This is a genomic window from Mucilaginibacter sp. P1_D10, from assembly GCF_056406215.1.
Genome location: NZ_JBFUAP010000006.1, coordinates 128,704 through 147,854, shown reverse-complemented (window position 1 = coordinate 147,854; position 19,151 = coordinate 128,704). Strand labels below are relative to the sequence as shown.

Below are 19,151 nucleotides of genomic sequence, written 5' to 3'. Positions count from 1 at the left end.
GAAATAATTATCTGGTTAAAAGGACAGCAATAATTGATAAAACAGAAATGACTAAACTAGCTCTTTGAAACGTAGAGCCATCATTTGCTGCGCGTTGCTCGTTAGGCTGCACATAAATAAGATCGTTCTTTTTAACGTAATAGTAGGGTGAGTTGAACACATCCTTCGCAGTAAGATCGATTGGGATATATTGCCTTTTTCCATCAAGTTCACGCACCAGTACAATTCTTCTTATACCGGTGATATTTAAATCGCCGGCCATGCTTAAAACTTCGGGGATGGTGGTGCGTTCGTTATAAATCATATAAACATTGGGCGACCTCACGTCGCCCATTACCGATACCTTGAAATTTTGATACCGCACGTTTACGTTTGGCTTGCTTGTGTACAAAGCCAACTTGCTTTCCAGTATCTTGCCAAACTCGCTGGTTGTGTACCCCTGCGCTTTTACCGCCCCTATAAGCGGCATGAGAATATTGCCATCGGTATCAACATAATAGCCAACCACAGCGTTCTGCTCAGATCTGTCTAAGTTACCGCCGCCGCTTGGTCGCTCCAGGTTGTAATTGAATAATGCCGAAGCTTCTACATTTAAACTAGTTACGTGGATACCCAGCTGATCGCCGGGTTGTATGGTAACCGGGGTATAGTTTGTGATGTTTTCTGTAGTGATACTGTCTCTTCTTAAATCCTGGAAATATGGGATGTTTTTGTAAGGAGTACAAGACAGATTGAAAAGAACTAAAGCAGCAATAAAAATGGCGAATAAGTGTTTCAATTTCATATTTAGTAATTTAACGATAGATTTAAACGGTAGTAATCTGTTTGCATAAGGAAGGTAGTATGAATAGTGATTTTTGTTGTGAATATAGTAAGACTAAAGGCGATGAAAGATATGATTTTTAATGAAACCAAATATAATGGGGCTAATTTAAAGGTAGGGGGGTAATAAAAGTCTTTAAAACTGCCAGCCATTCTTCTTGCTTGTAAATCTATTATGTCGTCGATATAATTAATGCGAAAATAACAAAAAATATGAAAAGGTGAATTTTAAAAGATTTTTTTTGCTTAAATTATAGTTTATGTACCTATATGTTTACGAATTTTTAATTTTAGCTGTTTTTTTTGACTCCCGCTTTTCTTCAGTAAATATATAATTTTATGTCTTTAGACTCAAGTATCATTGCCAACGCCGACGATTTTGGCCTCAATGCCTCCGTAAACAAAGCTATATTATTTTGCTTCGAAAAAGAATATATAAATAGCGCCACCTTGTTAACCAATACCCCCGGTTTTGAGGAGGCTGTACAAATAATTAAAGAAAATGCCTGCATCAGCAATATTGGCGTGCACGTTAATTTGGCCGAAGGCCGACCGTTAACCAGCGTGCCCAAGCGCCTGTTGAATGAAGATGGAACCTGGTGCCTGGGACAAACGAACAATATACTTGCGCGATTTACCAGGCACGAACAACAGGCGCTGCTACAGGAGATACACGCACAAATAAATAAAGCTTTGCAGTATGGCGTGCCGGTAAGCCATATCGATTCGCATTATCACCTGCACACCTTGCCCTGGCTAAGCAGGTTGTTTTTGCAGGTTGCCCGTCATTATAATTTAAGGGTAAGGCTGGCGCAAACCTACCGCGAAGGGAGTTACCTTAAATACTGGTATCGCAGGTATATCAATCAAAGGCTTATAGATAGCCATTTGAATTATACCGATAAATTCGAAACCGTGGCCTGTTTTTTAGGCAATAGGCAAACCCGCCCTGGCCATGAAACCGTAGAAGTGATGCTGCACCCCGGCTTCGACGCTGCGGGTGCCCTTACCGATCACTACGATAAGCCAACTATGGAAAATTGGATAAATTATATAAAGCAACTGCAAAACTCTTAATTTCGTAAATATATTCGAAGGCCAATTTATCGTATTTAAAGATTTGCGTTTTTAACTTATTATTTGAGGGCTTAATAAATTTATATTTAAATTGTTACAATAACTGCACGGTAAAACGCCCTTAATGTAAGCTGTTGATTGATAATCTATTGAAAATAAATAATGTTAAATTAAAAATGAAAATTCATTTTTGTTATAAAATTTATAATTTTAACGCCGTATAGGGCATTAATTTTAATTAATAAATTGCGGGGGATTGAAAAAAAACAAATATTTGATGATTGCCGGGCAACACGCCGGGTGTTAATTTAAGTTTATTAAGGATATATAAAGCATTTTTCATATGTTTAACGGATGTGTTTTTATATGAAAGGTATTAAACTCCAGGGCATCTCAGATTTATTTACTTTTTAATGAAATAATGGATAAATACCGCACTTTAAAATTATTCGACTACAATATTTTTACCTCGAGCTTAAGCGACATAAATCTTAAACAAGAGTCAAAGTGTGTTATTAATACGCTAAATCAATATTCTTACGTAATTGCAGAGAAAGATTCTGAGTTTAAAACAGTGCTTACGGCATCAACCCTGTTGCTCCCCGATGGGGTTGGCATAGTTGGCGCCGTTAAAATATTAGTTGGCGCAAAAATCAAGAAAATTGCCGGTGCCGATTTGCATAACCACCTCCTGAAATCGTTGCAGCAGGTTGGCGGCAGGTGCTTTTATCTGGGTTCTTCCCATGAAACGCTTGCCGGCATACGCGAGCGGCTGTCTATCGAGTACCCGGCTATCAAGGTTGGTGTTTATTCGCCCCCTTTCAAGGAAAAATTCAGCGATGCCGATAATGCCGATATGGTAAAGCACATCAACGAGTTTAAGCCCGACGTGCTTTTTGTAGGCATGACCGCGCCAAAGCAGGAGAAATGGGTGTACGAGCATAAAGAAGAGCTGAACGTTGATATAATTTGTTCCATCGGCGCTGTTTTCGATTTCTACTCAGAAACGGTTAAGCGCCCGGGCAAGTTCTGGATAAACCTTGGTTTGGAATGGTTCATTCGCTTATTGCACGAACCCAACCACCTATGGCGCAGGTATCTGGTTTATGGCCCGGTGTTTCTTTACCTGGTGTTCAAAGAAAAAATCGGCCTGATGACCAAAGGACAAAAGCATTTATCTGATAAATGACTGATCCTGGCTCTGGTTGGATCTTGTGTTTAAACAGGCAGGCCGCCCCCCTCGGCCATTAGCCTAAAAGCCCGCACTGTTGGGTTTACCCCAAGCATTGTTGTACCTTCGGTTACAAATAAACGCACCTATTATGTATATTATTTGCAGATTTAAAGCGGCGTGTGGTTTTGCCGCAACCTTGTTGATGATATCCATTTTGCTTGCCTGCAACGGCGCTACGCCCCCGTTGGTAAGCTACCGCCCTTCAAAAGCTATTAAACTGAATGGCGTACATGACAGGGTAATAAGCGGGCTGGATATAAAAGGCGATACGCTGGATTGCCTGGAGCTGAATAACTGTTATAACATCACCGTAAAAAATTGCCGCTTCCGTTTTTCTAAAAAAAATGGCATCATACTGCTTAGTTCCCGCAATATAAAGGTAGTGAACTGTTACTTCGAGAAGCTGGCATCGGGCGTGTATGCCGTAGAGTGCCATCAGATAGATGTGAGCTACAATAATTTCAGGAATATACAAGGCCCCTTCCCACGTGGCCAGATGGTACAGTTTAACGAGGTAACAGGTCCCGGCAGCAAAATAAACTACAACAACGGCGAAAACCTGCCCGGCCAAAGCGCTCCCGAAGATGCCATAAACGTATTTAAAAGCAGTGGCACTGCCGCCAGCCCTATACAAGTTATAGGCAACAGAATAAGGGGCGGCGGCCCCAGCACCATAGGCGGCGGCATTATGTTGGGCGATAACGGTGGCGCGTACATCCTTGCCAAAAACAATATCCTGGTAGATCCTGGGCAGTACGGCATGGCCATAGCGGGGGGCAACCATATCAGCATCATCAACAATACCGTATTTGGTAAACAGCAAAAGTTTACCAATGTGGGGCTTTATATATGGAACCAGCACACCTCCGGCTGCTCATTAAATACCATTACCAATAACAAGGTTAATTTTACCAACGCCGCAGGCGAGCCAAGTGCCGGCTGGAACCAAGGCAACTGCGGCAAAGTTGCCGGTTGGGATACCAATATCTTCAACGCCAAAATAGATGCTTCCATATTGCCGAAAGAGATTATTCCGGCGCAACCCCAATAATTTTTGGCCGCCGGATGATGGGCTTGTGGGTACCGTGCCAAATAATATGCGCTTTAAAGCGATAATGTTATCTGTTTATATAAATTTGCGGGAGCAGCAAATAGCTATGCGAGCAAAAAAACGCATCCATATAAATTGTCCCCTATAAAATGCTTTCCTTTATCAAAAATAGGGCACAGGCATTCTGGAGCGCGGGCAGCGAGCGCGGCCTGAAAGTAAAAAGGAATATCGTATATACTTTTTTGATACGCGGGCTAAGCGTGCTTATCGGTTTTATGCTGCTGCCCCTAACCATCAACTACCTCAACGCTACGCAGTATGGCATATGGGTAACCATAGCGTCATTGGTGGCCTGGATAAACACCTTCGATATAGGATTGAGCAACGGCCTCCGCAATAAGCTGGCGCACTCTCTGGCCCTTGGCGAACATGGTGCCGTGCAGCGCGACATTAGTACCACCTATGCCTTGCTTTGCGGCATTGCTGCCGCGGTATTCGTGGTGTTTTACGGCGTTGGCCTGTTTTTCAACTGGAACTGGCTACTGCGGGTACCCACCACTGTGCAATTCGATATTTGGCCGGTGTTGGTTATTACCCTCGCATCGTTCTGCATACAATTTATACTGCAGCCGGTAAACAGTATCCTTATTGCGATGCACCAGCCATTTAAGGCATCGCTGATACTGCTGTTGGGGCAGGCGCTTACTTATGTGTTGATATGGGTGCTCTCTATTTTTACGCGGGGCAACTTGTACCTGCTGGTGCTGGTGGCCTCGGGCTCGCCGGTGCTGGTGCTGCTGCTGGCAAATATTTACCTGTTTGCTACCAGCCTGAAGGCTTTTGTACCACGGCTTAAGAACGTGTTGCTGCTGAACGCCAAAAGCTTGATGAACGTGAGCGCGGCGTTCTTCTTTATACAGATAGGCGCGCTGATATTGTACGAAACCGACAACATAGTCATCAGCCGCATACTTGGCCCGCACGAGGTTACTACCTTTAATATACCGTTCAAATATTTCTCGGTTATCAATATCGTATTCTACATTATCATAACCCCTTACTGGAGCGCCTTTACCGATGCTTACGCGCGCGGAGATTTTGGGTGGATACGCGGTTCAATCCGCAAAATGCGCAAGCTTTGGGCCGCTGCTGCCGTATTCGCTTTTGTACTATACCTGTTTTCGGGAATCGTTTACAGGCTTTGGATAGGCAAAGGCATAGTTGTACCCAACATGTTATCATTAAGTATGGCGGTGTATGCCATATTGCAAACCTGGATGGTGATACACGCCTACCTGCTCAACGGCGTAGGTAAGCTCCGCGTGCAGCTGATATTGGTAATTGCAACCGGCATTATCAATGTGCCCTTGTCTATATTCCTCATCAAACAGGTAGGTTTACCGGGCACCGTGCTCGCCAATATCATCGTAATGCTGGTAACCAACGTATTTATCACCTGGCAATGCAAATTGATAATGGCTAACAAAGCAACCGGTATCTGGGCCAAATAAAGCCCTTAATTCAATTTTGGTGCTAAAGTGTGGTTTACGCGATTTCCATACCCTGGTCTGCTTTCAGGTTGCGTATCTGATAAACTACACCCATAACAAACGCTATGATGAGCACGGTAAGGCAACTGATTATGGCCGGAGAGCCGGGGTCGGTAGCGATGGGGGAGGAGACAGGCAAGCGCGTCAACGTTTCTACAATAGCTGGTATCATCGAGAAAAAGAGCGTACCGCTCATTAGCACGGTTTCTACATACCTGGCATTTTTGCCCAGTATGCGGAACGATTTTGCATAAATAGCCAGCGGCAGCATAATCAGTATCATCACCCCCAAACCATGCGCCCCCGTGAAATGACCCGTTTTCATGATGGGGAAGGCCGTAAGGCAGGTGAGCACCGTTAATATAGTGTACCATTTGCCCACGCCCTTAAGCGGGTTGATTTTTCCGTAACGGAACGACGTGTAGAACCCGGCAATCAAAGCTAATACACTAATAGACGTGTGGATGATGCCCAGCGTGGTAAGATGGTTTGGCATGGTTGTGATGTTTAAGGTGGATGATGTAGTTAATTAATTATAGCTAAGATAGTTATAATTAATTCTATATATTAAAATATATAACCACAACCTCGCTTAATCTCCGGTACGGCAATCCTTTACCTCAATAGCGCATTAAAATCGCCATAAGGGACGGTACTGTTTGCGAAACCAAATGTGCCGTTGCCTTGTACTTCTGCCGCAGCCTTGATAAAAGCTCCATAAGCGGCCCTTGCCAATGACGAGCCCAGGCTCACTCTTTTCACGCCCAGATCTTCCAATTGGCTAAGCGAAAACCCCGTGCCCGATAGCCCCATTACCACGTTGAGCGGCTTTGGTGAAACGGCCTTTACAACGGTTGCAATGTCCTCGGCAGACTTTAATCCGGGGGCAAAAAGCACATCGGCCCCGGCTTCGGCATAAGCTTGCAGGCGTTTGATAGTATCGTTAAGGTCTACAGCACCGCGTATCAGGTTCTCGGCCCTTGCGGTAAGCGTAAAAGGGAAGGGGAGGCTTCGGGCCGCTTCAACCGCTGCGTGGATGCGTTCTACAGATAATTCAAAAGAATATATAGGTGCGTCGGCTTTGCCGGTGGCATCTTCTATAGAGCCGCCTACCACGCCGGCTTTTGCAGCGAGCAGGATGGCGTTTGCGCAGCCTTCGGGGGCGTCGGCATAACCGTTTTCCAGATCGGCAGCTACGGGTAAATTAACTGCTGCGCTGATGGCCGCGCAGTTGGCCAGCGTATCATCCAAAGTCACCGCGCCCTCGCCATCTGGTTTAGCCAGGGAATAGGCAAGCCCGGCGCTTGTGGTAGCAAGTGCCTCAAAACCTAAGTTGGCCAGCATCCGTGCCGATCCTGCATCCCAGGGGTTGGGCACTACGAATATCCCGCTGCGGCTGTGCAGCGCTTTAAAGGTTTCGGCTTTTTGGTGTTGGCTGGATGGGGACATATTTTTTCTTCTTTTTGATATACATTATATATAAAGCGATATATAAAGCGGTGGCCTGTGCGATTCCGTGCCATTGGGAGGGAATTCGCGCCTGGCCCCTGCTTTTTTCGAATTTAAAACTCCCTCCCAGCGGGAGGGGTGCGGCTGGCTGAGCGTAAAGGCGGGGAGGGGTTCACGAACTATGCCTCGCAAACCCAATAATCAACTATCCAAAACTTCCAAAGGAAAATTCTTCGGAAGCCTTATTGATTTGTCTTTTTTGATAATGTCGATAATAATCCCTTCTATTCCACGCAAAACATTCTGCATATCGTATTTTATTTCAGCCTCGCTGAACCGTAGAAAAGTTACCCCGAAACCTTCCAGTTTTTTCTGCCTTATTTCGTCCTTGTTAAAAGCTTCCTCGCCATTATGCGACATGCCGTCGATTTCTACAGCCAGCATTAGTTCCTTACAATAAAAATCTACAATGTAATTATCGATACATCGTTGCCTATCGAAATCCAAACCCCATAATTTATCTTCTCTTAGCTCGTTTCAAAGCAAAGCCTCGCCGAAAGTCATATTCTTCCTTAGCTTACGAGCCAGGATTTTTAAGTTTGGATTGTATGGGATAATTTTAGCCATTTAATGGAGTACTTTACTTACTGCGTCGCGAAACCCCTCCCTGCACCCTCCCGTTGGGAGGGAATCGCACGAGGCCGCCGCTTTTTTGTTTGTCATCAATTCCCAAATCCCAAACCCTATAATGGTATATTCCCATGTTTCTTCCTGGGGTTGTTAACTACTTTATTCTCCAGCATCTTAAAGGCCTGGATAAGCTTGATGCGGGTTTCGGCGGGCTCTATTACTTCATCTATAAAACCACGTTCGGCGGCGCGGTAGGGGTTGGCAAATATTTCGGCGTATTGCTGTTCTTTTTCGCGCCATTTGGCTTCGGGATCCTCAGCCGTGGTTATTTCGCGTTTAAAGATGATTTCTGCCGCGCCTTTGGCGCCCATTACAGCAATCTCGGCCGTGGGCCAGGCAAAGTTCATATCCGCACCAATGTGCTTGGAGTTCATTACGTCGTAAGCACCGCCATACGCTTTGCGCGTGATAACAGTGATACGCGGCACGGTAGCCTCGCAAAAGGCGTAAAGCAGTTTGGCGCCGTTGGTGATAATGGCGTTCCACTCCTGATCGGTACCCGGTAAAAAGCCCGGCACATCTTCAAAAACCAGTAGGGGGATATTAAAGCTATCGCAAAAGCGCACGAAACGGGCTGCCTTCTGCGAAGAATGAATATCCAGCACGCCGGCTAAAAAAGCAGGTTGGTTGGCTACGATACCTATACTGCGGCCACCCAGCCGGCCAAAGCCAACAACTATATTCTCCGCAAAACCTTTATGTACTTCTAAAAACGAGCCGCCATCTATCACTTCTTCTATCACCTCGCGGATATCGTAAGGCTGCGAGTTATTATCGGGCAGTAGGGTGGTTAGCCTGGGGCGGCTTTCGGTGCCTATGTCATATGGTAGGGCAGGAACCTTTTCTTCGCAGTTTTGCGGCATATAACTCAGCAGCTTTTTTACGTGCTGTATGGCATCTATCTCGTTGCTGCAGGCAAAGTGGGTTACGCCGCTTTTGGTTGCGTGGGTATTTGCCCCGCCAAGCTCTTCGGAAGTTACTACTTCGTGCGTTACGGTCTTCACTACGTTGGGGCCGGTTACAAACATGTAACTGGTATGCTCTACCATCAAGATGAAATCGGTAATAGCGGGTGAGTAAACCGCGCCGCCCGCGCAGGGCCCCATAATGGCAGATATTTGCGGAACCACGCCGCTGGCCATGGTGTTGCGGTAAAATATATCGGCATAGCCGCCAAGCGATACCACGCCCTCTTGTATGCGCGCCCCGCCCGAATCGTTAAGGCCTATGACAGGAGCACCGTTCTTAAGTGCCAGATCCATTATCTTGCATATCTTTTCGGCATGGGTTTCTGATAAAGAGCCGCCGAACACGGTAAAATCCTGCGAGAAAACGTACACCAGCCTGCCGTTTACCGTGCCGTAGCCGGTAACCACGCCATCGCCGGGGTACTTTTCTTTTTCCATCCCGAAATCGGTAGAACGGTGCGAAACCAGCATGCCGATCTCCTGAAAGCTACCTTCATCAAGCAGGAAGTGAAGCCGCTCGCGTGCAGTGAGTTTGCCTTTTTTATGTTGGCTTTCTATACGGGCAAGGCCACCGCCTTCCATGGCTTTTTGCCGCTTTTCTGCTAAGATTTCTAACTTTTTATTCACTACGAGGGTTTATTAGGTGTGGCGTTAAAATTAGTAATTAAAATGTAAGATTGTGATTGGGTTGTTTTCGGTATCCATATTTTACTATATTTGCAACGCATGAAAGCAAAAGAGTTTAAACTTTCGGTTGTTATTTTGTTTATGAGCATCTTTGTTGCAAAGATGGCCATATCCATAGCACCTGCTTTTTTGTGCCTGGATAATAAAGCAGTGAACGCGGTTATTATGCAGCTGGAGCACGAATCCAAGACCGAAAAAGAGGATCCGGAAAAGGACGCCTTTAAAGAGAAAAAGGTTTTTGACGAAAGCTTCATGCATTTTGTGGCACACAAAACCTTTGTTGTTGAAACCAACGTACTGCACAACCAGGAAAATACCCTTTACACGCAGGTTTACCACCCGGTAGTACCTACCCCTCCTCCAAACGCTTAATTCTTTTCGCCGGTTAGCCAAGCTGACCGGACACAATTGTCGTACGCTTTTATGCATACGCTCAAATGGCATGCCTTGTATGTTTCTGCTTCGGCGTGGCTATATGGCTGTTTAGTCCCCAACACATTCTAAAAATTCTATTATGCAAATTAATCAAGGAGGCATCGCCGGCGGCGATCTCAACCTGAAGAAGTATTTCCTGTCTAAAAATCTAAAAAAAGACCTACCCGCAAGTATCGTAGTATTTCTGGTGGCATTGCCCTTATGTTTGGGCATAGCGCTGGCATCGGGCGCGCCGCTTTTCTCCGGCTTATTGGCTGGCATCGTAGGCGGGGTGGTAGTAGGTATGCTTAGCGGTTCGCAACTAAGTGTAGCCGGCCCGGCGGCAGGCTTAACCGTTATTGTATTGAATTCTATAACCAAATTAGGCTCTTTCGAAGCTTTTTTGCTGGCGCTGGTTATTGCCGGTGCATTGCAAATAATTTTAGGCATAATTAAAGCCGGTACCATCGCAAATTACTTCCCCTCCTCTGTAATAGAGGGGATGTTAGCGGCCATCGGTATTATATTGATTATGAAGCAGCTGCCCCATGCTGTTGGTTACGATAAGGACTTTGAAGGCGATGAAGGTTTTGCGCAGCTAGACACCCACAATACCTTTTCTGGCGTGTACAGGGCCCTTGCGAGGGTGAATTACGGTGCCATCATCATCAGTACAGTATCGTTGCTATTGCTTATTTACTGGCCGAAAATTAAAAAGCTGGCCGTTGTACCTGCGCCCTTATTGGTAGTAGTAACCGGGGTGGTGCTGGCCGTTGCCTTTAAAGGCACCAGCCTTGCCTTGGATGCCGACCAACTGGTAAACATCCCGGTAGTAGCCAGCGGTGGCGACTTCTTTGGGTTGTTTAAAACGCCTGACTTCTCTATGCTTAGCAAGATTGACCTTGTGCAACTGCTAATAACCGCCGGTACTATTGCTGTAGTGGCAAGTTTAGAGACATTGCTCAGCTTAGAAGCTGTTGACAAAATAGATCCTATTAAAAGAATATCACCTACAAACCGCGAGCTGGTTGCTCAGGGGGCTGGCAATTTAGTGAGCGGTTTGCTTGGTGGTTTACCTATGACGGCGGTTATCGTGCGGTCATCGGCCAACGTTAACGCGGGTGCGCGCACCAAGGTGAGCGCTGTTGTGCATGGCGTATTGTTATTGCTGAGTTTGCTATTCATACCCAAGCTCATCAATTTAATACCATACTCCTCGCTTGCTGCAATCTTATTATTAACCGGTTATAAGTTAACCCGCATAAGTCTGTTCAAGCAAATGTGGCATAAAGGGTTGAACCAGTTTATACCCTTCGTGGTAACTATCATAGCGGTGTACTTTACCGATTTGCTGATAGGCGTGGGCATAGGTATGCTGGTAGGCGTATTTTATATACTGCGCACCAACTTGCGCAATCCATACTTTTACCAGATAACTACCCGGGGCGATAAAAAAACGATCAGCATAAGGCTTGCCGAAGAGGTTTCTTTCCTGAACAAGGCCGCCATACAGGTAACATTAACCAGCCTGCCCAAGGGCAGCGATGTTATTATAGATGGCTCTAACTCCAGGTATATAGACCCCGACGTGCTGGAAACTATCCACAATTATAAACACAATGCTTACACCAAGGGTATCATCGTTCAGTTGATTGATATTAAAGACAGGTACGATGTGCCGCCCTTCGAAGAATTGATTTACAAACCTTAATTAAAAACATCAATATGTCGACCATAGAAAACAAAAACGGCAACGGCCAAAGCTTGAAGCCATCCATAGATGTAAGCCAGATAAAGCTTGCGCAAAAACATAGCTACGAAAAATTGAAAGAGGGTAACGCCAAATGGGTAGATACGCGTTTACAGGAAGACCCCGATTACTTTACCAAGCTGGCCAAAGGCCAACAGCCCGAGGTATTGTGGATAGGCTGCTCAGACAGCCGCGTACCCGCTAACGAGGTTACCGGCACCCGCCCCGGCGAAGTGTTTGTACACCGCAATATTGCCAATGTTTGTGTACACTCCGACATGAACATGTTGAGCGTGCTTGATTATGCCGTAAACGTGTTGAAGGTAAAGCACGTAATTGTTGCCGGCCACTACGGCTGTGGCGGTGTTGCAGCTGCGCTTACCCACAAGCAATTCGGTATTATTGATAACTGGCTGCGCCACATTAAAGATGTGTATCGCCTGCACGGCAATGAGCTGGACCGCATAACCGATCAAACCCAAAAGGTAAACCGCCTGGTGGAACTGAACGTAACCGAGCAGGTTTACAATTTGTGCAAAACATCCATCATACAAAACGCCTGGATGGAACGCCATGACCTGGAAGTACACGGCTGGGTGATAGATTTAGGCAGCGGCAAGGTTAAAGACCTGGGCCTAAGCAGCAGTAGCCCGAATAACCTGGGCTATGTTTACGAACTTGACAGCGCAGACGCCATAGCTGCGCATTAACGATTCTCATTGTGAGAGGTTTAAGTTTAACCCCCGGATTGCGCGATGCAACCGGGGGTTTTTAGTACCTAAGTTTTTGCAGGATAAATTATAAGCCATTGATGTAGCTATTCAGCCAATCGTAATGGGCGCTGTACCAGCTGGCCATGTATTGGCTTTCGGCATCAATATCCTGAGTAAAACCCCATCTTTGCTTTTCGCGTGCCCATGCGTTCGTAGTCATCTCCCTTTTTTGGAAAGCTTCTATTCGGGCTTTTATTGTAGCCTTACTTAACTGGTTGCTTTTAAGTTCATTCCACCGGGCTTTAAGTTTCGAGATAAAACCTTCGGCATTAGTATTCATGAGTTTGGAAAACAGCATGTTATTAGCCCCAAGGAATGTAAAATCCGACGGGGTTTGTTGATAATAAGTGCCATCATAGGTGCGCCCAAAGGTGGAATCGAGGTCCCATGCAGAATAAAAGAACTTTGGATCGGTGGTTTTATCATAAAAACTCATAAAAACATTCTTGGCCGTGTTATCCACCGCAGCAGTTGCATTTATAAATATGAGGTAGTCAACCATATTATCAATGTAAACCCTACTACCAATACCACTTGCGAAAGTTGCTTCTGAGGACGATACTATAAAATTGTCGAGGTTATAAATCGGCTTCCAATCGGGCGCGGGTTTGTCTCCAAGTTCAGGGTACTCAAACGCCCAGCCTGCCCAGGCAGCGTTGCTGTTGTTGTAGGCCAGTATGTCCCAAAATTCGGTGCCGCTATCGGCACCATCGGCTTTATACATGGTGCCACCGCTTTTTTTAATTTTAAGCTGTTTGCGGTCGAGTTTCTCGGTGAGGCAATACATACCAAGGTATTCGTTATTTTGAAACACTTCAACCATATAACCGCGGGTGCCGTTGAAAGCTGCTGGTTCGGTGGATAAGTAAGGCACGTTATTAAAGCTATTCCAAATATCGGTGCAAAGGCGGTTGCGCATTTTGCCCTGGTCTATATACATCGCATCCAGTATCCAGTCCTCATCTGTTCGTAACCCCAGCAGGGTTCTGTCTGTTTTTGCAAAAGCATCGTCGCGCATTTTTACAGCATATTGCTTTTTAGGATAGGTGCGTGAGGTGGCCCCGCGTATTTTTATAACGATGTTCGATTTTACAAACCACTCGCCGCCATGAGTTTGGTAATCAGGATCGGTAAGTGTAAAGGCGGCGTTCACATTGACATCGCCAATTTCATAATCAGTTTTTATTTGCACTATTGGCATCCCGGTAATCACCAAGTTATGGCTCTCAGTTCGGCCAAACTCATCATAAGCTTCTATTTTGGCGGCCTGGTTTGTGTTAAGCGGGAAATTTACAGCGGTATTATAATTCGCAGTAACAGCATCAAGTCGTACATACCGCGCCGCAATTGTATCATAAGTAACAGCATAATTATTTAGCGGTATACCAGGTGTGGCCGGGAAATAATAGGTATCGGTACTTTTTACGTATGCCCCGCATCCGTTATTTATTTTAAAGCCTTTTAGTTTTGGTGGCGCAACAAAAATAAGCTTGGTCACCACGGTTTTTGTGCTGCCGTCTTCGGCCTTTATGGTGTAATGTACAGGTGTATTAAAATCGGCATTGGCAATGGCATTTACGATGCTTGCGCCGCTGTTGACCGTAATTACCGGCAACAGGGTTGTAGATATACCTTCGGGTATGCGTATTTTGATGGTATCGTGCACCATGCTCGCAAAAACATCAACCGGTAATTGCGGGTTGGCGCTTTTCTCCAGCTTAAAAGATACAATTGTTTTTAGCGATGTTTTGGGTTTGCAAACTACGATGTAATTTTTAACGGTTCCGTTGGGTGCAGCAACCGTGTACAATACCGGGCGGGTAAAATCTTTTTCTTCCTTATTGCCGGGTATTACACGGGCACCTTCTGATACCATTACCGTGGCAACCAATTTTTTAGACATGGTATCGCTTGGCAGTATAAAGGTTACCGTATCATTTATGATATCGCCGTGTATATCGACGCTTAATGCAGGGTTATCTTTGCTTTGGATAGTAAAATCGAGCAGGGCCTTGTCGGACGATAGAAACTCCTTTTTACAACCGCAAATTAAACAGATTATCATAATTGAATAAAAAAACCTCATAGGCGAAAGGAATAGTAATTCTTAGTTAAAAAAAGTTAATTCGTTGATATTGAACTCTTAAATATAATTTTTAGCAGCCTTGGAATTCTATAGTGTATCAAAAAAGTTACAATATAAGTGTAGATTTAACACCTCGGTAAAGTTAACATTAATTTAACCTTTGTTTGAGGCGTAGGGATGTCCCTGATGCCCGGATTGCGCGATGCAACCCGGGGGGTGGGAAATTGACATGAAATGGTTTAATATTACTGCTCCACCATTAAAGTAAACATCGTTTGAATTCTGCTCAATGGGATTTGGGTATAAAAATGTATTTTGGAACAACTACAAACCATCTTATGGAAATACGTTGCCCGGAATGCAAACGAAAGCACATTATATCATTTAACAAGAAAACGTACTTTTTAAGAGCAGCTTTATATCTTGCTGTAATTTTATTTTGCTGTTGGTTCGCATATGGCTTAATTCAGGAGGGTATAGATCCGGTAGTAATTCTGGGGGTACTTGGGTCGTTTGTTGCTTCTGCTATAGCTTTGATTATGTTTTTCATCTATGTTAGAAAAGGCATTTTATTTAAAGGCACAAGCTATAAATGCAAATCTTGCCAACTTCAATTCAAGTTAGACTAGACCACGATATGCACTGATTATTGCACATCAGGTAATCCTTTCATCAAGAGAATCAAGGTTCAGATATCCCACATAATTTATATATGTTTATGGGGTATAATGCTTACCGGCCAATAACCCTTATAGATGCTCCGCCAATCTAAAACAGAACGTACCCTGCGCGGCAATTTGTTGCTTGCTTCGTCTACAGCGATGGTATCGGGTATAACCAATGTGGCAGGCGTGGTGGCTTTTTTGGCCTTTACATCTAACATTACCGGGCATGTGGCCAATTTGGCCCGGCACATGGTGGAGCAGAATTTTTGGGAGATACTCATCTTCGCCATCTGGCTGGGAATGTTCTTCGCCGGCGCTTTTTTGGCCACCTATATAGTGCGTAGTTACGAGGGCCGCAGCTATTATAAAGCGCATTCTATCCCCATCATCATCGAAACCGTAATCCTGCTTTTCGTGGCCATTTATGGGCATAACTTTTATAAGGAAACGCAAACCGAGCGCGAAATTGTAATAGCGGCCATCCTGTTTGCTATGGGTTTGCAGAATAGTTTGGTATCTACCATATCGGGCGGGCTCATCAAATCTTCGCATCTCACCGGGTTGTTTACCGACCTTGGCGGCGATATTGCCGACTGGGTGCACGCCAGGAAAAACGTTACCGAAACTACCCGCCACAAAGTGTACATCCGCACTACGGTGCTGGGGTTTTATTTTGTGGGATGCCTGGTAGGCGGCTACCTGTTCGACTTGTTTGATTTTGCTATATTTTATTTTTTACCTGCAATACTTTTAACAATTTTGTATTACGATCTTTCGCCTATCGCGCTGCATAAACTAATGCGGCTATTTTCGCGAAGCAAAGCATCGGCATAAATAAGAAACACAAAACTACCTATATAATATGTGCGCTAAAAACCTGATACACGATACCAGCCATATCACTTACGAGAGCCTTTTAGAGGGCAACCGCCGCTTTGTTGAAGAAACGCTGCAGGAAGACCCCGATTATTTCACCACCCTGGCCAATGGCCAAAAACCGCCAATTTTGTGGATAGGCTGCGCCGATAGCCGCGTACCGGCCAACCAGATAACCAATACCAATCCGGGCGAGATATTCGTGCACCGCAATATTGCCAATATGGTGATACATACGGATATGAACATGCTGAGCGTATTGGATTATGCCGTTAACGTATTGCAGGTTCGCCACGTAATTGTAACCGGCCACTATGGCTGCGGGGGGGTTATCGCAAGCATGAGCAACAAGCAATTCGGGCTTATTGATAACTGGCTGCGCCATATTAAAGACGTTTACCGAGTGCACGCCCGCGAATTGGACGCAATAGTAGACGAAACCGACCGCGCCAACCGCCTGGTAGAGCTGAACGTAATTGAAAACGTAAGCAACCTCTGCAAAACCTCCATCGTGCAAAATGCATGGCAAAACGGGCAGGAGTTGAACGTTCACGGCTGGGTGTACAGTTTGGCCACAGGCATTATCACTGATATGAAAGTTAGCGCCAACAACAACTCGAAACTGGATGAGGTGTTTAGGTTCGAGAAGTAGAGATTGGAGTTAAGAATCAAGAAGCAAGAGTTAAGAGGCAAGAGTCAAAACCTTGCTCTTATTTATTGAAGATATCTTTGCTCCACCCCCTGAATTCGTAGTATTTGGCTTTGGGTTCGCCTGTCCAGCCGTTGATGCCTTTTTTGGGGAGGACGATGCCATGAATATAAATAACCGGTATTAGTGCCAATCCCAATAGTCCGAAAGCATAAATTCGCCCGGCATAATTGGAAATACAAATGATGATGGCTAAAGTGATAATATACTTTAGCAGCTTACGCCACTTGGGGCTACGCTCTTCGAAATGCCCGAAATAAATATGCCCGAGGAGGAAAAAAGTAGTCACAACGGCTACTTCAACCCAAAGTGTATCTGTATTCCACATAATTAAGGTTTGGCTTTTATGTGGTAAAGATAAATATGTTTAAAGCAAAAAGCCCAACTGCGACAAGGAGTTGGGCTTGATATTTTTATCTTAATTCTTGTCTCTTGATTCTTGACTTCTTGATTCCTTAACGCTCTGGTTCTATGAAGGGGTACCTATAATCCTTCGGCGAATCAAAGGTTTCCTTGATCGTTCTTGGCGATACCCAGCGCAGCAGGTTGATCATCGAGCCTGCTTTATCATTAGTACCGCTTCCGCGGGCACCGCCGAATGGCTGCTGACCAACAACGGCACCGGTTGGCTTATCGTTGATGTAGAAGTTACCCGCAGCATTGCGCAGCTTGTAGGTAGCATCGGCAATGGCATAACGATCTTGCGACAGCACCGCGCCGGTTAACGCGTAGATGGATGTTTTATCGATGATGCTCAGCGTCTCGTCCCATTTGTCATCTTCGTAAACATATATAGTGAGTACCGGGCCGAAGAGTTCTTCGCACATGGTAACATAATATGGGTCCTGCACTTGCAGCACGGTTGGCTGCACGAACCAGCCCTGGCTTTTATTGTAACTGCCGCCGGCGATGATCTCTACGCCATCGTCCTTTTTGGCAGCGTCGATATATTTAGCCAGTTTATCAAAGCTTACTTCGCTTATAACGGCGTTAATGAAATTCTCAAAATCTTCGGTAGGGCCCATTTTAAAGGTGGCCATTTCGCGCTGCATGTGCTCTTTTACCGCAGGCCAAAGGCTGGCCGGGATGTAAGCACGGGATGCGGCAGAGCATTTCTGTCCCTGGTATTCGAATGCGCCGCGTAGCAGGGCAACGGCAACCGCATCGGCATTGGCGCTGGGGTGAGCCAGCACGAAATCCTTACCGCCGGTTTCGCCAACGATGCGCGGGTAAGTTTTGTATTTGTGTATGTTGGTACCGATAGTTTGCCAAATGTGCTGGAAAACCTTGGTAGAACCGGTGAAGTGAATGCCCGCAAAATCGGGGTGGTTAAATACTACCTCGCCTACTTCGGGGCCATCGGCGTAGATGAGGTTGATCACACCATCGGGCACGCCGGCTTCTTTAAATATCTGCATAATCACGTTGGCGGCGTACACCTGCGTATCGGCAGGTTTCCAAACCACTACGTTGCCCATCATGGCGGCACTGGCAGGGAGGTTGCCCGCAATAGCCGTAAAGTTGAACGGTGTAAGCGCGAAAACGAAACCCTCCAAAGGGCGTTGCTCCAAACGGTTCCAAACGCCTTTGCCCGATACAGGGGGCTGTTGGGCGTAAATCTCCGTCATGTATTGCACGTTGAAGCGCAGGAAGTCTATCAGCTCGCAGGCAGAATCAATCTCGGCCTGGTAGGCATTTTTGCTTTGGCCAAGCATGGTGGCCGCGTTCAGTTTATAGCGGTAGGGGCCGGCAATCAGGTCGGCGGCTTTTAAAAATATGGCGGCGCGCTGCTCCCAGGGCAGTTTTTCCCAGTCGGCTTTAGCGGCAAGGGCTGCATCTATGGCGGCAGTAACGTGTGTTTTATCACCATAATGGAACACGCCCAAAAGGTGTTTATGATCGTGCGGCGGGCGAAGCTCTACCAGTTTCCCGGTGCGCACTTCGTCTGCGCCAATGTACATAGGTATATCCAGTTGCTGTGCGCGGGCATCGGCAAGGGCGGCTTTAAGCGCCGCACGTTCCACGCTGCGCGGGCCGTAGTTTAAAACAGGCTCGTTTACCGGCGCCGGAACATTAAAAAATCCTTTTAACATAGGTAATAATTTAAGGCTGCAAAGATAAGGGGAAATAAATAGATGTGCGAATATGTGCCAAATGTTCGCGTAGCAGAAAGCTTTTGTGACGGGCGAATGATAGGAGCAGCCTTGCCGTAAGTGTCCCACTTCGTAAGTGGGACACTTATTTTCAACTTGGTATTGATAATCAAACAGTTGCAGTTTTTAGTGGAACACTTTGGAACATCCCTCTTGTTGATATAAACCTTGTAATTTGTTTATTATTAGTAGGTTAA

16 protein-coding genes and 1 pseudogene are annotated in these 19,151 nt (G+C 45.7%); 9 read left to right on the top strand and 8 right to left on the bottom strand.

All coding sequences use genetic code 11. The annotated features are described in order from the left end of the window. Positions 1-7: 7 nt before the first annotated feature. On the bottom strand, positions 8-784 hold the full coding sequence (locus AC1DYT_RS11265) for a polysaccharide biosynthesis/export family protein (protein WP_477469703.1): 777 nt from the start codon (positions 782-784) through the stop codon (positions 8-10). A gap of 377 nt (positions 785-1,161) precedes the next feature. On the opposite strand from AC1DYT_RS11265, the gene AC1DYT_RS11260 reads away from it, so the two are divergent. The 4 genes from AC1DYT_RS11260 (at position 1,162) to AC1DYT_RS11245 (ending at position 5,695) form a co-directional block, all read left to right on the top strand. Next, complete coding sequence (locus tag AC1DYT_RS11260) at positions 1,162-1,899, top strand: carbohydrate deacetylase (RefSeq protein ID WP_477469702.1); 738 nt, start codon at positions 1,162-1,164, stop codon at positions 1,897-1,899. 421 nt (positions 1,900-2,320) lie between these two features. Further along, positions 2,321-3,088: a WecB/TagA/CpsF family glycosyltransferase gene (locus AC1DYT_RS11255; RefSeq protein WP_477469701.1), complete on the top strand. Its 768-nt coding sequence runs from the start codon at positions 2,321-2,323 to the stop codon at positions 3,086-3,088. Positions 3,089-3,275: 187 nt separating this feature from the next. Continuing rightward, positions 3,276-4,184 carry a right-handed parallel beta-helix repeat-containing protein gene (locus AC1DYT_RS11250; protein ID WP_477469700.1) on the top strand — a complete coding sequence of 303 codons (909 nt, stop codon included), beginning with the start codon at positions 3,276-3,278 and terminating at the stop codon, positions 4,182-4,184. A 149-nt stretch (positions 4,185-4,333) separates the two neighbouring features. Then, positions 4,334-5,695, top strand: a complete 1,362-nt coding sequence (locus AC1DYT_RS11245; protein WP_477469699.1) for a lipopolysaccharide biosynthesis protein — start codon at positions 4,334-4,336, stop codon at positions 5,693-5,695. A 34-nt stretch (positions 5,696-5,729) separates the two neighbouring features. On the opposite strand, the gene AC1DYT_RS11240 is transcribed toward AC1DYT_RS11245, so the two are convergent. The 4 genes and pseudogenes from AC1DYT_RS11240 to AC1DYT_RS11225 all read right to left on the bottom strand — a co-directional run bounded on the left by AC1DYT_RS11240 (position 5,730) and on the right by AC1DYT_RS11225 (position 9,468). After that, positions 5,730-6,230, bottom strand: coding sequence for a hypothetical protein (locus tag AC1DYT_RS11240; protein WP_477469698.1), 501 nt, complete (start codon positions 6,228-6,230; stop codon positions 5,730-5,732). A 119-nt stretch (positions 6,231-6,349) separates the two neighbouring features. Then, the gene (locus AC1DYT_RS11235; protein ID WP_477469697.1) at positions 6,350-7,183 is read right to left on the bottom strand and encodes an isocitrate lyase/PEP mutase family protein; all 834 of its coding nucleotides are present in this window, start codon (positions 7,181-7,183) and stop codon (positions 6,350-6,352) included. A gap of 201 nt (positions 7,184-7,384) precedes the next feature. Further along, positions 7,385-7,705, bottom strand: a pseudogene (locus AC1DYT_RS11230) (endonuclease domain-containing protein); the annotation flags it as partial. Positions 7,706-7,926: 221 nt separating this feature from the next. Further along, complete coding sequence (locus tag AC1DYT_RS11225) at positions 7,927-9,468, bottom strand: acyl-CoA carboxylase subunit beta (protein ID WP_477469696.1); 1,542 nt, start codon at positions 9,466-9,468, stop codon at positions 7,927-7,929. Between the two features lie 99 nt (positions 9,469-9,567). Between AC1DYT_RS11225 and AC1DYT_RS11220 the strand changes: the two genes are divergently transcribed. The 3 genes from AC1DYT_RS11220 (at position 9,568) to AC1DYT_RS11210 (ending at position 12,402) form a co-directional block, all read left to right on the top strand. Continuing rightward, a complete protein-coding gene (locus AC1DYT_RS11220; RefSeq protein ID WP_477469695.1) occupies positions 9,568-9,900 on the top strand; it encodes a hypothetical protein in 333 nt (110 codons plus the stop codon). A 142-nt stretch (positions 9,901-10,042) separates the two neighbouring features. Continuing rightward, a complete protein-coding gene (locus AC1DYT_RS11215; protein WP_477469694.1) occupies positions 10,043-11,653 on the top strand; it encodes a SulP family inorganic anion transporter in 1,611 nt (536 codons plus the stop codon). 14 nt (positions 11,654-11,667) lie between these two features. Then, the gene (locus AC1DYT_RS11210; RefSeq protein WP_477469693.1) at positions 11,668-12,402 is read left to right on the top strand and encodes a carbonic anhydrase; all 735 of its coding nucleotides are present in this window, start codon (positions 11,668-11,670) and stop codon (positions 12,400-12,402) included. Positions 12,403-12,490: 88 nt separating this feature from the next. On the opposite strand, the gene AC1DYT_RS11205 is transcribed toward AC1DYT_RS11210, so the two are convergent. Beyond that, on the bottom strand, positions 12,491-14,530 hold the full coding sequence (locus AC1DYT_RS11205) for a CotH kinase family protein (protein WP_477469692.1): 2,040 nt from the start codon (positions 14,528-14,530) through the stop codon (positions 12,491-12,493). Between the two features lie 776 nt (positions 14,531-15,306). Between AC1DYT_RS11205 and AC1DYT_RS11200 the strand changes: the two genes are divergently transcribed. Beyond that, the gene (locus tag AC1DYT_RS11200) at positions 15,307-16,050 is read left to right on the top strand and encodes a YoaK family protein (protein ID WP_477469691.1); all 744 of its coding nucleotides are present in this window, start codon (positions 15,307-15,309) and stop codon (positions 16,048-16,050) included. 28 nt (positions 16,051-16,078) lie between these two features. Next, positions 16,079-16,744 (top strand): carbonate dehydratase, encoded by a 666-nt coding sequence (gene can, locus AC1DYT_RS11195; RefSeq protein ID WP_477469690.1) that lies wholly within the window; start codon positions 16,079-16,081, stop codon positions 16,742-16,744. Positions 16,745-16,802: 58 nt separating this feature from the next. Here the strand turns inward: can and AC1DYT_RS11190 are convergent, their stop codons facing one another. Next, entirely contained in the window at positions 16,803-17,129 is a 327-nt protein-coding gene (locus tag AC1DYT_RS11190) for a hypothetical protein (protein WP_477469689.1), read from the bottom strand. A gap of 127 nt (positions 17,130-17,256) precedes the next feature. Continuing rightward, complete coding sequence (pruA, locus tag AC1DYT_RS11185) at positions 17,257-18,894, bottom strand: L-glutamate gamma-semialdehyde dehydrogenase (RefSeq protein WP_477469688.1); 1,638 nt, start codon at positions 18,892-18,894, stop codon at positions 17,257-17,259. Between the last annotated feature and the right edge of the window lie 257 nt (positions 18,895-19,151).